We start from the raw sequence: 15,540 nt of genomic DNA on the forward strand, positions 1-15,540 counted from the left end.
TCGGCGGCAATGTCAGAATTCCGGAGAAGAATTCACCCGATAGACCCGAGGCGTCATGCCCCTGAGGCGCCGGAAGGTCGTGGTGAAGTGGCTCTGGCTTGAAAAGCCGAGGCGAAAGGCAATGGTACCGATCGACAAACCCGTTTCGCGCAGCAGCATCTCGGCTCGCCGCACGCGTTCCTCGATCACATAGGCATAGGGCGCAAGGCCGGTCGTCGCTTTGAATCGGCGCGCAAAACTGTCGACGGCCATGCCCGCGACGGCTGCCAGCTCGCTTAGCGAAATGTCGGAGTTCATATGTGCATCGATATAAGCCCGAACTCGACCAAGCGCCCGACGGCTGAGACAGCCGTGACGTATAGGCGGATGTTGCTCCCGGTTCAGGTTGGCCACGCGGAGGCTGACGAGGGCGACCAGATGCTCGACATAGGCAGAGTCCGGCTTGTGGCCGAGTGCCATCTCGTCGCGAAGCGAACTCAGAAGCGTGGCGACGACTACGTCTTTCTTGTTCACCAGGATCGGCAGGTCTCTCAGGCGTTCGCATCCGGGAAGCCCGATATCGGGATCGATCCACAAGGCTGAGTAGGAGAGGTTTACGTCGCGATAAAAGCCGAGCCGCTCCGCGCCTGCGGGGACGAAGGTGAGGGCTCCGGGCCGGTCCATCCCGTCGTAGAGGGATCTTGCCTCGTGCCGGATAGATGTGTGGGACGTTCCGCCTTCTTCGGTCAGCACGATCAGATGATGAGGGGCTGTCCAGCGGAGCTCCGCCTCCCGGCACGCCCACCGCCGATTGTCGAAAACGATCGAGGAGCTGACCCATGACGCGGTTTGCAGAGGCTCCGACTTCTCCTCCTGGCTCCGAACCCGTCCGTCACCAAGCAACGGTCTGAATGACATCGCGGCATCCCGCTGGTTCACTCGCGGAGCCGTGGTCAGCCCCGGCTTGAGCGTTGTGCGCCGCCCCGCCGCTACGCATACGGCGGTTTATGTGGGACAGGCATCGTGCGTTGGTAACCGCTCCGTGTTCAAGAAGTCGTGAGATCGGTCAAATCCAGCGCCTTCTGTCAACCGCCGAGCCCATCGCGGATAGCGCAGAAATAGCGATCGGTTCCGACCTGCCCGCCCTTCAGGGCAACCTCTAGTCCTTCGATTGCCTTGACGCGCGAGTGGGCGACGCAAAGCGGCGAGCCCGGCGAGGCGGGCAGCGGCATCCGCACCGTCAGCGCATCGACGCCCATCTGGCCGAGTGCGTGGCTCGACGTATCGCCGCCGGCGATGACCACGCGCTGCAATTTCTGCTCGATCGTCAGCTCGCGAAGAAGTTCGCCGAGGCCGCGACCAAGCTTGTGGCGGGCGCCTTCCTGCCGGTCGATTTCAGCGCCCCGGTCGGCTGCTGGTCCAAGCGCCGTGTAGAGGACGACGCTGCGCCCGGCTTCCAGGCTGGCGCGTCCGGTGAAGACCGCGCGCGCAATCGCGTCGCTGGAGGCTTCGGAAACCAGTTCGATAGGATCCACCTCGATCCCGTCGAAACCGTCCGTCAAAGCATGCCGTATCTGCCGCTCCGTTGTCGGCGAGCAACTGCCCGAGACCACCGCGATCCGGTCGGCCGCACCCGGGGGCGAAAAGCCGGGCTCGGCACGGACAATCCCGTCAGACGCCCATTCAGCAAGCAGCGCATATTCGATGCCCGAAGAGCCGACGACGAAAGTGCCGCCAGGCCTGCGAACGCGCCATATCTCCTTGCCCGCAAGCGCCTGAGTCTCGCGGCTGTCGACATCCAAGAGCACGATATCGCTGCCATTCTCGATCAGGCGATCGAACGCTTCCGAGCGGAACGCCGACTGCAGCGTCGCTAGGTCGACCAGGCCCGAGCTGAGATCCGTCTGGCGCGACAGATGGATCAGCAGGTCCGACTCATCCATCGGCGTGGTCGGGTGGCGGCTCATCACGGGATGGCGATCGATACGGAAATATTTTTCGCGGTAGGCCGCAAACAGATGGCCGAAGGCGGTGTAGCGCTTGAGCTGCGGCGCGCCGACCACCAGCGGCACGCTGGCTTGGCTGAAAACCGAGCGGCCGATCTCGATGGCCCGGCCGATGCTGCCGATCGCCGGGCTGGAATCGAAGGTCGAGCAGACCTTGTAGTGGCAGATATCGGCGTTCAGGGTCTTCAGCCAGGCGAAGGCGCCCCGCAGATGCGTGTCCATCCACTGCGGCGTCTCGCTTCGGCTGGTGCCGGCGAGGCCGATGGCACGGCAATGCCTGAACTGCGAAAGCAGGGCCTCGTCCGGCTGGTGCATGAACAGCACGGTCGGCATACCGCCGAGCTCAAGCGCCTCCATGACGTCGGTCGAGCCGGTGAGGTCGTCGCCATAATAACTGAGAAGCAGGTTTTGCATAGCGTCGCTGCTCAGGCCGCTTTGCCGTCGCCGAATTTCTCGATCGACCGCGCCAATTCGGGATGGGTCAGGGCGAACTCCGCCAGCGGGATGCCATCGACCGCCGCCTGCCAGGCTTGCTGCACGGCGCGGACGCCGGCACCCGGCCCGTCTGGATGGCTGACGATGCCGCCGCCGCAGAGATAGAGAAGATCGACCGTTCGGCCGGTTCGCTCAAAGGTCTCGGGGGCCTGTCCGCCCCACTGGCCGGAGCCGGCCACCGGTAGCGCGCAATCATCAGGCGAAAAGATCGGGGTGGTCACCGCCCTGAAGGACTCGACGAAGGACCAGTCCGGCTCCCAGTATTTCGAGGCGATGCCGTTGATCTGGAACTGATCGACGCCGAGCAGCCGCCAGAATTGCTGCCAGACCTTGAAGTCCATGCCGAGGCCGGGGTGGCGGGTGAGAATGTCCCAGCCGTTGCGGTGGGCGTGGATCACCAGGCTGGAGCGCTTTCTGAGGAAGGCCATGCCGCCGAAGCCGACGGAGTTGATGTTGACCACGGCGCAATTGCCGCCGGCCTTCGCCACCAGATCGTGGTTTCGCATCATCTCGTCGGGGTCGGCATGCGAGATGCCGAAGGCATACATGACCTTTTTGCCGGTCTTCTGCTCGTGGTCGAGGACCAGCGGCATGATTGCCTTGACCCGTTCCGACAGAGGCGAATAGGCCGGGCTCATCAGCTTCTCGTCGTCCTTGATGAAATCGACGCCGGCGGCGATCAGCTCATCCACCATTGAGGCCGTCTCGTGCGGGCGCAATCCAAGCGCCGGCTTGACGATCGTCCCGATGATCGGGCGATCGGTGACACCGGTCAGCCGGCGGCTGCCTTTGACGCCGAATTGCGGACCTGGATGCGCGCCCCTGTATTCCTCCGGCAGCTTCAGATCGACGATGCGAATGCCGGACAGCCCCTTGATCGAAAAGGCGCCGCCGATGGCGATGGTCATCAGCGCCGAAAGGTCGGTGCCGATGGCATCGAGCGGAAACGCGATGTCGACATCGGCGCGCTTGAAGGGTCCGTCGCTGGCCTCGGGAAGGGACGGGCGATCGCCGTCCGGCAGAGGCCGTATCGCCAGGACGCGCGCCGCTACCCGCGCCTTGAGCTCTTCAGTCTCGCCGGCCAGCGCGACGAAGGTTCCGGTCGACTGGTCGCTGGCGATCTTGGCCGCCAACGCCTCGATGCTAGCCGAGGTCTCGATGCGATAGGTGAGGGTGATCATAGTTCGAAAAAAGTTCCCTGATCTTCGAAATCTGGTATAATGAGTACATAAGTATTGCAAGCGATATCCGCTTGGGCAGACATTCCGGGAATCGTGGCGACAATGCTAAACAGACACCGGTCAAAGGAGTGATTCGCGACGATGAACCGTTCGGAGCCGATCGTCCGGCGCAAGCTTTCCGACGAAGTATTTTTGAGACTGAAGCGCTTGATCACCAGCGGCGAATTGCTGCCGGGCGATGACATGCCGTCGGAGCGTGAGCTGATGGAGCGCTTCGAGGTCGGCAGGCCAGCGATCCGCGAAGCGATGCAGGCGTTGAGCAATATGGGTCTCGTGGCGATCTCGCATGGCGAGCGGGCGAAAGTGCTTCAGCTGACCGCCAAGTCGATCATTAAACAGGTCGACGGCGCGGCCAAGATCATCCTGTCGTCGTCGAAGGACACGCTGGAGCACCTCAAGAACGCGCGCATCTTCTTCGAGCGCGGCATGGTCAGGGAAGCCGCAGAAAAAGCCACTGCCGAGGACGTTCAGCGGTTGCGGGCAACCGTTGCCGAACAGCGGAGCTTTCGCGGCGATTCCGAGGCCTTCATATCGGCCGACATGAAGTTTCATACCCAGATCGCGGCAATATCCGGCAACCCGATCTACGTCGCGGTCAGCGAAGCGATGCTGGGCTGGCTGAAGGAATATCATACCGAAATGCTGATCTGGACCGGCAAGGAAAAGTTCACGCTGACCGAGCATGAAGAGATCATCGGGCGCATCGAGCAGAAGGATGCGGACGGCGCCGAGAAGGCAATGATCAAGCACCTCGAGCGCTCGCGCGCGCTCTATGTGATGAATTCCGGCAACTGATCACCCGATCCGAGTGATCGCGTAAGGCGTCATCACAAGGTGGCGTCGTTCGAACCCGGAAATATCGACCGTCATTTCGCTCGCCGTCAGGTTCGCTAGCCACATGACGGTCTTGCCCGAGGCAGAACGGGCTGCCAGCGTGAGCACCCGCGTCTCATCGCTCGTCCTCGCCGCTACGTGCCTGAAGCCGGCCAGTTGGCAAAGCCCCTGCACGGACTGGAAGATCGGCCGGGGTTCATCTTCGCCGACAGGTTCCCCGGATGCCGCCAGCACGCCAAATGGTCCGGTGAAGCTGCAAAGCGTGAGCATCTCCAGCCCGGCCGGCGCGACACGCGCCGCATAGCCGATTGTCCAAGCAGCTCCGAACTGGCCTGCATGGCGTGGATCGCGGTCGGCCATGGCGATGCGCTGACCTTGCAGATTGGCCTTGGTCGCGCCGCCATAGGGGTTCTGCCGCATGGCGATGGTCGACGGGCCGATCCGGTAGGGTGTTGGCCCGAAGATCGCCCGCGTCGAGGCGGTGATGAAAGGCAGCGCCTCCAACGATTGCATGACGCTGAGATCGTCGGCGGCGTGCACGATCGGGCAGGTGCAATGGGTGACGAAATCGAGCTGGCCGGCCGGGACGCGCTTACGGTTCAACTCAGTGAAATAGCTGAACATGCCGCCACCGAGGCGGATATCGGGAAAGGCGCGGCGGGCGGCAGAATAGATGTCTTCGAGCGGCGGGCATTCAGGCCATGCGCTGCCCGGCGGCGTCGACTGCCGGTCGACCGAAGGCGAAACGGCTATGGCCGAAAGCTTCAGCCCGGCCTGGCGGACCATGCCGGCGACGCCTGAAAGCTCCGCGTCGAGATCGCCGACGCAGGAAACGACGCATTCGAGCGTCGTCTTGGCCGGATAGGCGGCGGCGAGCCGGGCATAGGACTGCAAGGCGTCGAGGCCGTGGCCGCGCGTCGGATCATAATGGAACATCAACTGTTGCGGGCCGAGCGCGGACAGTGTCGGCAGGTTTGCAAGCGCCGTCTCGCCCTCGTCCGGGTAGATGATCACGCCGATATCCGGCAGCGCCGGTCCGGCTTCGCCGAGCTCGACGCGGATTGGCTCGGCGGTTGCGGCGGCAGCCGGCACTTTCCCGTCGCCGGACACACGCAGGCTGACCGTCTGGCGCAGCATCTCGCCGGCAGGCAGTATGTAGGGCCATGGCAGCGCGAGCGGCCGGACATAGGTCTTGTAGGACGCATCCGACCAGTTGCGCTGGTCCTCCATCTCGAACACGTCGCCTTCCATCCGGCATTCGGCGGTGACGCCGGGCCGGACCTCATGGGTGATCGCCCGCAAATCCTTGAAAGGCTGCCAAGGGTCGATCAGGTCGGGAAGCTTTGTTTCCACCATGCTGCCGTCGGTGTGCTCGACCGTGACCTGGCTGCCGGCCAGGCCGGCGATCGGATGCAGGATGCAGAAGCCGCAGCGATTGGTCTCGAAATCGCTTTCGGGAAGCGCGCTCACGTCGAAAACCAGCTGGCCGTCGGCGGAACCTTCGATCGTCGCGCGAAAGTCGAGCCGGCTTCCCTCCGGTCCGACACAGCTTGCCGAATAGCTGACAGTGAAAGTATCGGAGCCCTGGTCGATGACTAAATCCGTGAGCGCCGGCTCGTAGGTGCCCCAGTCGCGATCCCTGACGATATAGGCGATGGCACGCAGCACTTCGATGCCGCCATGGCGGATGGTCCGTAGATTGCCGTTGGCGAAGTCGGCGGTGAGCGCGCCGGCGCGCAGCCTGACAGGGTCGGCCTCGACCGCGCGCGTGCCATAGAGGAGGAAGGCGTCGGCGGTCATCTCAGCAAAGCGTCGAGCTGCACCGGTTCACGGCTCGCAGCACCCGCATAGGCAGCCTCGACCAGCGCGAAAGTCTTGAGGTTGTCGGCGCCCGAGGTTGCCGGCTCGGTTTTGTTCGCCAGGCAGTCGACCCAGTGCTTTTGAATGGCGACGACGCTTTCCTGTATGTTGTGCCACGGCCGCGATGCCCAGGGCAGCAGCGGCGGCGAGACGTCGCTTACCACCGTTCCGTTCCTGCCGGTGACGGTAAGCCGGTAATTCTGCTCAAGCCGGATCGTGCCGTCGCTGCCGTCGATCTCGACCAGCGTCTGCGGAAACGGCTCGGTCACGAGCTTGGTCGCATAGCTGCAATCGACCACAGACGTTGCGCCGCTCTTGTGGTCCATCAGCATGGTAGCGACGTCCTCGCCGGCGATCTCAGGATTAATGCGAGCGGTGCGTGTCGTGATCGTCAAAACGTCGCCCAGCAGAAAGCGGGCAATGTCGAGACTGTGGATGCCGAGGTCCTCGATGATGAAGCGCTTTCCCGTTGCCAGATATGGCTGGCCGGAAAACACGTCATAGGCCGAGCGGAACGAGATCCGTCCGAAGAAGGGTGTGCCGATTTCACCGCTGTCTAGCGCAGCACGCACCGCCTGGATCGGTGATTGCCAGCGAAAATTTTCATGCACCATCAACGGCACGCCGGCGTCAGTGCAGGCCTTCACCATGGCCTTGGCGTCGGCAAGCGTCGGCGCGAACGGTTTTTGGCAGATTGCCGGAACGCGGTGCCGCGCAGCCATCTCGACAAGCGGACGGTGGCTCGGCGCGGTGGTGGCAATATCGACGAAATCGAGGCTTTCGCCGGCAAAAAGTGCCGCCGCGTCGGTGTAGCGCCGCGTGATGCCGAACTGGTCGCCGACGACCTTGAGCCGCTCCGGATCGCGGTCGCAAATGGCGATGATCGACGCACCGGCGATGTCGCGCCAGGCGTGCATCTGGTTGACGGCGAAGAAGCCGCAGCCGATCAGCGCTCCCCGCAGCTCCGCCATGCTCAGCCCGCCTTTGCCATCTGCATCAGTGTAACGCGCTGTTGCAGCCGGCGCTGCGCCTGGTCGACGACGACGGCGACGATGATGACGAGACCCTTGATGACCATCTGCCAGAACGAGCTTACGCCCATCATGACCAGTCCGTCGGAGAGGATGCCGATGACGAAGGCGCCGACGATGGTGCCGCCGATCGTGCCGCGGCCACCCGACATCGAGGTGCCGCCGAGCACCGCCGCTGCGATGGCGTTGAGCTCGAAACTTTCGCCGGTCGCCGGGTGCGAGGCCATCAGTTCGGACGAGATGATCAGGCCGACGATCGCCGCGCAGAAACCGGAGAACATGTAGACGAACATCTTCACCATGTTGACCCGGACGCCCGAAATCCGCGCCGCCCGCTCGTTGCCGCCGACGGCGAAGATGTGGCGGCCGAGCGGGGTGTATTTGGCGAGATAGGCCGCCCCAAGTGCTACGACGACAAGAATCCATATCGAGACCGGCAGGCCGAGCAACCGGCCGGCGCCGAGGAAGCCGAAGCCCGTCGTGCCCAGATCGGGCTTGCCGACAAGGTTCGGGAAGGTGCGGCCGTCGGACGACAGCAGCGCCAGGCCGCGCGCGACATAGAGCACGCCGAGCGTGGCGATGAACGGCGCGACGTTCAGCCTGGTGATCAGCAATCCATTGACGGCGCCGATCAATATGCCGGCCGCCAGCGTGATCAGCGCGATCTCGAAGACGTTGAAATAGATCGTGTAGCCGACCTGCAGGTCGATGCCGTTGAGCACGAGATAGCCGGCGACCATGCCGCAAAGACCGACGATCGAGCCGACCGACAGGTCGATGCCTCCGGTGATGATGACGAAGGTCATGCCCATGGCCAGGAACGCGTTCAGCGCCACGTGTTTCGACATCAGGATCAGGTTGGCGGCCGACAGGAAATTCGGTGCCGCGATCGAGAAGAAGATCAGGACGGCGATCAGCGCGATGAACGTCCTCGCCTTCATCAGCGTCAGCAGGACGGAGCCGTTCGAGGCGGAGGCAACAGCCGCCTTGGCCGGGATGTCAGTCATGGGCGGTGTTCTCCGTGTGCGGGACCGGTCCGTGGCCAAGCGCCGATGCGGCGACGAGTGCCGCCTCCGTCGCCTCGGCGCGATCGAACATGCCGGTCAGTTTTCCATTGCTCATCACCGCGATCCGGTCGGACAGCGCCATCACCTCGTCGAGATCGGAGGTGGCGAACAGTATGCCCAGTCCGTCGCGGGACAGTTTGCGCATGGTGCGAAAGACGTCGGCCTTGGCGCCAACGTCGATGCCGCGGCTCGGCTCGTCCATCAGCAGCACCTTCGGTCCGGTGAGCAGCGCCTTGCCGATCACCACCTTCTGCTGATTGCCGCCCGACAGCGACGAGACCTCTTGCGCCGGATTGGCGACCTTGATCGCCAGCTCCCGCACCATCTGCGTCACCGCCTGGTTTTCCTTGGCGCCGCTGATATGGAACAGGCGCACAAACCGCGACAGGCTGGCCAGCGTCAGGTTGCTGGCGACGGAGAGTATCGACACCAGCCCTTCGCGCTGGCGGTCCTCGGGGATCAGCGCCAGTCCGCGCCGGATGCGGCGCGTCGTATCACGTTCTTTCACTTTCTTGCCGGCAATGAAGATCGCCCCGGTGGCATGGCCGTGGCGACCCATGATGCAGTCGAACAGCTCGCTGCGCCCGGCGCCCATCAGGCCATAGATGCCGAGGATCTCGCCGGTGCGCAGCGACAGCGAGACGTGATCGACCGCAAGCCCGCCGGTCACGCGTGGCAGGCAGATGTCCTCGGCGCGGAAGATCTCTTCGCCCGGAACATGGCCGTCGGCCTTGGCGAAGTCCTTGGCGTCCGAGCCGATCATCTGCCGCACGATCCATCGCGTGTCGACATTTTTCATCTTCTCTTGGCCGGTGATCCGTCCATCGCGCAGCACGGTGATGTAGTCGCCGATGCGGATCAGTTCCTCGAGCCGGTGCGAGATGTAGACGATCGCCACGCCGCGCGCCTTGAGGTCGGCAATCACCTTGAACAGGATTTCGACTTCCGCCGCACTCAGTGCCGAGGTCGGTTCGTCCATGATCAGGATGCGCGCATCAAGCGAAACCGCCTTGGCGATCTCGACCAGCTGCTGCTGGCCGATGCGCAGGTCCTCGACCAGCATGTCGGGCCGGATGCCGGCTTCCAGGCGCTCGAGGAATTCCGCCGCGCGGCGCTCCTGTTCTCTGCTGTCGATCTTGCGGAACCGGTTGGTGATCTCGCGGGTGGCGAAAATGTTTTCGGCGACCGTCAGGTTGCCGAACAGGTTAAGCTCCTGGAACACCATACCGATGCCGCGGTTCACCGCGTCGCCGGATGACGAGAAGAAAACCTCCTCGCCCTCCAGGAGTATGCGGCCGAGCGTCGGCTGTTCGACGCCGGCGATGATCTTCATCAGCGTCGATTTGCCGGCGCCGTTCTCGCCGACCAGCACGTTGACCGCGCCCTTGCGCACCTCGAAATTCGCGCGCTTGACCGCGACGGTGCCCGAATAGACCTTCGAGACGTCTTCCAGCTTCAGGATGACATCATGATCGATGGCGGCATTCATGGCTTCGGCCCGATCTCTGCCTCCGCCGGCGTCACCAGCGGCAGGTCCTGGCCGCTGCCCATGACATAGGCGCCGACAATCCTAACGCTCCGGCCTTCCAGCGCTTCGCGCGGCAGCTTGGAAAGCACTGTCTTGTCGGCATGGATGTTAAACGCTTTGCCGAACTGGGCGAAGTCGATCTGGTTGGTGAAATCGTTGAACTGGATGAAATCGAGACTGTCGCGCAGCGCGGTGCCACGCATCGCGGGTCCGATCTGCACCCGTGCATCGGCCTTGCCGTCGCCGTCGGCATCAACGTCCATGGTCGCCGCGCGCGATTGCGTGTTTGCGGCGACCACCTTGCCTTCAAGACGAACCGCGAAGGTCCACGGCGAATTCGCCTGCTTCTTTGGATTGCCGTATTTGGCGCCGGCAGCCGCTGGATCGGCTTTCGCCAGGGCGTGAACCTCGGGAAACGATCCGGCCTTCTGCTGGAGATAGGGCACGACCTTGGCAGCCCAGATATCACCGACCATCTTGTCCGCATTGAAGGCTGGCGCATTGCCGCCGTTTTCCCCGGACGGTGTCGGCAAGATCTTGCAGGCGGTCAGGCTGATGCCGACCATCGCGACAAGGATCGGCGCGGCGAGGATCGAACATGTCGGCTTGTTCGGCATGGCGGTCAGGGCACCCAGGAAATGGAAGCAAGGGACGAGCCGGAAGCTCGTCCCTTGCGATTGATGTTACGCCGGCTCAGTTGGTGAGCGCAAAAGTTTCCAGCTTGGCGGCATTGTCGCCGTTGATCAGGACGCAGTCCATCAACTGCTTTTCCTCGGCCGGAGACTTCTTGTTCTTGATGAAGTCGTTGGCCTGCTCGACTGCCATCTGCGCCTGCGCATAGGCCGGCTGCAGGACGGTGGCCTTGATGCCGCCTGAGGCGATCGAGTCGCGCACGTCGTTCGACCCGTCGAAGCCGACGACGATGACGTCTTTGCGTCCGGCGGCGGCAAGCGCGGCATAGGCGCCCATCGCCATCGTGTCGTTGCCGGAGATCACGCCCTTGATGTCAGGATTGGCCTGGAGGATCGATTCCATTTTGGAATAGGCCTCGGTCTGGCTCCAGTTGGCCGACTGCTGCGCCACCATCTTCAGGTCCGGATAGTCGTCGATGACGTCGTGATAACCCTTGGAGCGGATGCCGGCATTGGTGTCGGATTCCTTGCCGACCAGCTCGACGAAATTGCCCTTCTCGCCCATCAGCTTGACGAACTCCTGCGCGCCGAGCTGGGCGCCCTGGTAGTTGTTCGAGACGATCTGCGCGACGGCGACGCCGGTGGCGTTGATCTCGCGGTCGATCAGGAAGGACGGAACGCCGGCGTCCTTGGCTTTCTGCACGGCGGCGACGGTGGCGTCGGCGCCGGCATTGTCGAGGATGATCGCCTTGGCGCCGCGGCCGATCGCCGTGTCGATCAGCTCGGACTGCTTGTTGGCGTCGTCGTCATGGACGAGCACCAGCGCTTCGTAACCGAGTTCCTTGGCCTTGGCTTCAGCGCCGACGGCTTCGGCCTTGAAGAACGGATTGTCGTGCGAAGGCGTGATGATGGCAATGAGATCCGCCGCATAAGCAGGTGCGGCCGTGCCGAGCGCCAGCATGCCGGCAAAAGCCGCAAGCGTCATTCTGCGAGTGAGTTTCATGATTTCCTCCCGTTTTGAAAACTATGCCTTGATCAACCCAAGGCTGCTGTCTGCATGCAATTCATTTAGATGGCTCGGGCGCGGATAGACTGGGTTCAAAGCCGTTTGCCGGTTCATCTCAACGGAACGTCGCTCCCCAGCCATCCTCCACCCCAGGCCCGAATTTGCTTCGAAGCCTGATGGTCCTAGCCACCGTACAGCTAAGCCAACTGGTATAATGAGTCAATCACTAATTCAGATGATATGTGTCGGCACGCCCGCGACTTTCCTTCGCCCCTCGGGGAGAAGGAAAAGGTCATCTCAGGTAATCCGCTGAATGCTTGCCGCAATCTCTTCCGGCTCGAAGACCCGCTTCCAGTCGTCGCGCATCAAGACCGGCTTGCCGAACTCGATGGCCTTGTTGCAGGCGTCGGAGAACACGCCCTTGGTTTCACCGAAGATGACGGCGCCGAGCACGTTCATGTGGCCAAGCAGGAAGTCGAGCGCCGCCTGCTGGTCAACCCCGCGCGCGACGACCTCGTCGACCGCTTCCTTCATGACGACGAGCAGCGAGGCGCAGACAGTCTCCGAAAGGCCCGGCTCGAGCAGCGCCATCTGGTCGACCGTGACGCGATGCGACCGCATGACCGGAGCCCATATGATCTTGGCGATCGCTTCGCCCTTGGCGAAATCTTCCTCCGGCCCCTGCATCAGTGCGCTGACCATATGCTGCTTAGCCTTGACGCCGCCGAAATAGTCCTTCTTGGCCGCCATATCGGTCTCGTCGTTGAAGATCGGCGGATGGCAGGGATGGGTGACGAAATAGGTCAGGTCCGGCCGCTTCGGCAAATGGCCGGCGAAAGGTGCTGCGGCGTCGAGCACGACCACCATCGTGCCGGCAGCAAGCTTGCTCTCGATGCTGGCCGCGACCTTGCCGATATGGGTGTCGGGAACCGCCAGGATCACCACTTCGGCGCTATCAAGGGCTTCATCGGCGCTGACCGCGTCGATGCCCAGCCCCGTCTTTAGTCGCTCGCAGCCGGCATCGCTGACCTCGACATGGCGTATCGTGTAGGCAGAGCCGCGAAAATTGGTCGACAGGCGGTAACCCATTTTGCCGCCGGCGCCAAACAGCGCAATCGTTGTCATCTAGCCGTACTCCTGATCTCCAACGATGGCCGTGCCGATCGTCATCTTAGTAGCTGGTATAATCACACTACCATATTTTGGCAACCGGATAGGAATCGGATGCGGCCAGTCTCGGCCGGCCCCTTCGTCAGTGCCTTTGGTTGTTATCGCGTCGATGGACGATCGCCTTGCCTTAGCCGGCTGCCGGCGAGGCGAGTATCAGGACGTCAGGCAGAATCGTCCACCGTCAAAATGCCGGCTGTCAGAAAATGAGCTACTCTGGATGCACCCAAGCAGCGCCCCTGCCACGGATATGGGCAGCTGGCCTCGCTTTCGAAAATCAATGAAGCCGAATCAGCGTCCGGGAAACATTGCCTTCAAGCCTTCGCGCGACGCCTTGGCGACACCGCGTTCTGTGATCAATCCGGTGACCAGTCGCGCCGGCGTAACGTCGAAGGCCGGGTTTGCCGCGGGCGTCGTCTCCGGCGAGATGCGGACCTGCGCAATCTCGCCACTCGCGGTCTTGCCCCAGACCAGCGAGACCTCGTCGCTGGAGCGCTGCTCGATCGGAATTTCGGCCAGCCCGTCGCCCACTGTCCAGTCGATGGTCGGCGAGGGCAGCGCGACGTAGAACGGCACGTCGTTGTCCGCCGCGGCCAGCGCCTTCAAATAGGTGCCGATCTTGTTGCAGACATCGCCGTCGGCGGTGGTGCGGTCGGTGCCGACGATGACCATGTCGATCTGGCCGCGCTGCATCAGATGGCCGCCGGCATTGTCGACGATCAGCGTGTGCGGCACGCCGTGGCCGGCCATTTCCCATGCCGTCAGCTGGGCGCCTTGATTGCGTGGGCGCGTTTCGTCGACATAGACGTGAACGGGAATGCCCGCTTCAACAGCCAGATAGATCGGCGCCGTGGCGGTGCCGTAGTCGACGGTGGCCAGCCAGCCGGCGTTGCAGTGGGTCAGGATGTTGACAGGCTCGCCCGGCTGCTTGCGCGCCACGATTTCCTTGATTATTTCAAGCCCATTGGCGCCGATGGCGCGGTTGAGGCTGACATCCTCGTCGGCGATTTCGCCTGCGCGCCGGTAAGCAGCCTCGGCGCGTTGTCCAGATGGAAGCGGCCGCAGGAAATTGCGCATCTCGTCGAGCGCCCAGCGCAGATTGATCGCCGTCGGGCGTGTTTCGTGCAAGACCTCCCAAACGCCGTCGAGTGCTGCATCCGAAGGGTCGTCGGCCATCTGAATGGCGACGCCATAGGCGGCGGTGACGCCGATCAGCGGTGCGCCGCGCACCCACATGTCGCGGATCGCGGTGGCGATGCCGGCAACGGTGCTGACTTTCTCCACGCGGAAATCATGCGGCAGCCAGCGCTGGTCGATGATCTCCACCGAACGCCCGTCGTCGCTCAGCCAGATGGTGCGATAGTGGCGGTCGCCGACGTTCAAATCCTGTTCTCCCGTTCGATCAGCGCGGCCAATTTGTTGACCTCATCGATGCTGTGAATCTGGCGCCGGTTGACGGCGATGTGACGGCCGAACTTCAGCGCCTTCGCCTCACATGTGGCGCGCAGATCCTCGTCGGCAATGGTCTCGAAATCGGCGTTGTGCGCGAGGCCCAGAATGCGCCGGTGCACCTCGACGCCGGCAAAGCCCAGCATGTCGGTCCAGACCTGATGCAGCATGTGGTCGAGCGCCTGTTCAGCGCCGAGCCTGTCGCCCTGATCCTCGAACAGGCTCTTCTGGTAGAGCATGCCCGTGCGCTCGGTCCGCCACAGATGCGAGAACTCGGTGCGGAACACCGACCATGTCTCGACCGTGACGTCGAGCAGATAGGCGCGCATGGTGTCGCGCTTTCCATTTTGCTCGTGGCCGCGCTGCGAGAAGAACGCCATCCAGAAATTGGCAAGCAGCATGCCGACATCGAACGCGATCGGGCCGTAAAAGGCGAATTCGGGATCGATCATCCGCGTTTCGGTGTCAGTGACCATGATCGACCCGGAATGCAGGTCGCCATGCAGCAGCGTCTCTGCATTGGCCGCGAAGATGTGCTTCAGCCGCTGCGCCTCGACCTTGAGGTCGCGGTCGGCGCGCAGCTCGGCGACGATGCGGTCGAGCTGTGGGCTCGTATGCCGGTTCATCTTGGCATCGAAATAGGGGTCCGAGAAAACCAGGTTCTCGGTGATGTCGCAAAGCTCGACATTGTCGGCGAACAGCGCCAGATCGGCTTTGCGGTCCTTGGTCGCCATATGCAGGTCGGAGCCGCGAAACAGGGTGCGGGCCATGAACAGGCCGATGTCTCTGGCGATCTTCGGCAACTGCCGGCCCTCGATCAGCGCGCGCCGCAGGATGATGTGCGGCGACAGATATTCCATGATGATCAGCGCCTGGCCTTCGTCGAAGTGATGGATCGCCGGCACCGAACCGGGCGCTCTCGCCTGTTGTCGTGTCAGCGCATGATATTCGAAGAAGGAGCGCTTCAACGGCAGCGGCCAGCTGTCACCGACCAAGCGGACATAGGGCAGGGCCTGCTTGACGACGGCAGCACCCGCGACGCCCTCGACGATAAAGACCAAGTTCAGATTGCCGTCGCCGACCTCGCGAACATTCCAGCGGCTTGTATCCTTGCCGATATGCGAACACAGGGCCTCGTTGGCGCCGAGGCGTGCCGCCAATGTCTCGACCGACAGTGCTTCGAATGGCAATTTCGCAGTCATCCTCACCCTCCCGCTTAGGTGCTCCCATCATAGTGAAGCCATG

At 63.0% G+C, this 15,540-nt stretch carries 13 protein-coding genes; 1 reads left to right on the forward strand and 12 read right to left on the reverse strand.

Annotated elements, in window-relative coordinates:
- Positions 1 to 12 precede the first annotated feature (12 nt).
- From CIT25_RS07265 to oiaX, 3 genes are all read right to left on the reverse strand, one after another.
- Complete coding sequence (locus tag CIT25_RS07265) at positions 13 to 897, reverse strand: helix-turn-helix domain-containing protein (RefSeq protein ID WP_095483855.1); 885 nt, start codon at positions 895 to 897, stop codon at positions 13 to 15.
- Between the two features lie 167 nt (positions 898 to 1,064).
- Positions 1,065 to 2,399, reverse strand: coding sequence for a four-carbon acid sugar kinase family protein (locus CIT25_RS07270; protein ID WP_095483856.1), 1,335 nt, complete (start codon positions 2,397 to 2,399; stop codon positions 1,065 to 1,067).
- 11 nt (positions 2,400 to 2,410) lie between these two features.
- Positions 2,411 to 3,661, reverse strand: a complete 1,251-nt coding sequence (gene oiaX, locus CIT25_RS07275; protein ID WP_095483857.1) for a 3-oxo-isoapionate-4-phosphate decarboxylase OiaX — start codon at positions 3,659 to 3,661, stop codon at positions 2,411 to 2,413.
- Positions 3,662 to 3,802: 141 nt separating this feature from the next.
- On the opposite strand from oiaX, the gene CIT25_RS07280 reads away from it, so the two are divergent.
- Positions 3,803 to 4,516, forward strand: coding sequence for a transcriptional regulator NanR (locus CIT25_RS07280; RefSeq protein ID WP_095483858.1), 714 nt, complete (start codon positions 3,803 to 3,805; stop codon positions 4,514 to 4,516).
- On the opposite strand, the gene apnL is transcribed toward CIT25_RS07280, so the two are convergent.
- The 9 genes from apnL to mtnK all read right to left on the reverse strand — a co-directional run bounded on the left by apnL (position 4,517) and on the right by mtnK (position 15,497).
- Positions 4,517 to 6,355 (reverse strand): D-apionate lactonase, encoded by a 1,839-nt coding sequence (gene apnL, locus CIT25_RS07285; protein ID WP_095483859.1) that lies wholly within the window; start codon positions 6,353 to 6,355, stop codon positions 4,517 to 4,519.
- Positions 6,352 to 7,386, reverse strand: coding sequence for a Gfo/Idh/MocA family protein (locus CIT25_RS07290; protein ID WP_095483860.1), 1,035 nt, complete (start codon positions 7,384 to 7,386; stop codon positions 6,352 to 6,354). The genes apnL and CIT25_RS07290 overlap by 4 nt, the downstream gene beginning before the upstream one ends.
- Positions 7,387 to 7,388: 2 nt before the next feature.
- Entirely contained in the window at positions 7,389 to 8,453 is a 1,065-nt protein-coding gene (locus tag CIT25_RS07295; RefSeq protein ID WP_095483861.1) for an ABC transporter permease, read from the reverse strand.
- The gene (locus CIT25_RS07300) at positions 8,446 to 10,002 is read right to left on the reverse strand and encodes a sugar ABC transporter ATP-binding protein (RefSeq protein WP_095483862.1); all 1,557 of its coding nucleotides are present in this window, start codon (positions 10,000 to 10,002) and stop codon (positions 8,446 to 8,448) included. The genes CIT25_RS07295 and CIT25_RS07300 overlap by 8 nt, the downstream gene beginning before the upstream one ends.
- On the reverse strand, positions 9,999 to 10,658 hold the full coding sequence (locus CIT25_RS07305; protein ID WP_095483863.1) for a DUF2291 family protein: 660 nt from the start codon (positions 10,656 to 10,658) through the stop codon (positions 9,999 to 10,001). The genes CIT25_RS07300 and CIT25_RS07305 overlap by 4 nt, the downstream gene beginning before the upstream one ends.
- 76 nt (positions 10,659 to 10,734) lie before the next feature.
- Complete coding sequence (locus CIT25_RS07310) at positions 10,735 to 11,676, reverse strand: D-ribose ABC transporter substrate-binding protein (protein ID WP_095483864.1); 942 nt, start codon at positions 11,674 to 11,676, stop codon at positions 10,735 to 10,737.
- 300 nt (positions 11,677 to 11,976) lie between these two features.
- Positions 11,977 to 12,804, reverse strand: coding sequence for a phosphogluconate dehydrogenase C-terminal domain-containing protein (locus tag CIT25_RS07315; RefSeq protein WP_095483865.1), 828 nt, complete (start codon positions 12,802 to 12,804; stop codon positions 11,977 to 11,979).
- Between the two features lie 333 nt (positions 12,805 to 13,137).
- A complete protein-coding gene (mtnA, locus tag CIT25_RS07320; RefSeq protein WP_095483866.1) occupies positions 13,138 to 14,229 on the reverse strand; it encodes an S-methyl-5-thioribose-1-phosphate isomerase in 1,092 nt (363 codons plus the stop codon).
- Positions 14,226 to 15,497 carry an S-methyl-5-thioribose kinase gene (gene mtnK, locus CIT25_RS07325; RefSeq protein WP_095483867.1) on the reverse strand — a complete coding sequence of 424 codons (1,272 nt, stop codon included), beginning with the start codon at positions 15,495 to 15,497 and terminating at the stop codon, positions 14,226 to 14,228. The genes mtnA and mtnK overlap by 4 nt, the downstream gene beginning before the upstream one ends.
- Positions 15,498 to 15,540 lie beyond the last annotated feature (43 nt).

The sequence above is a fragment of the Mesorhizobium mediterraneum genome, from assembly GCF_002284565.1.
GTDB lineage: Bacteria > Pseudomonadota > Alphaproteobacteria > Rhizobiales > Rhizobiaceae > Mesorhizobium > Mesorhizobium mediterraneum.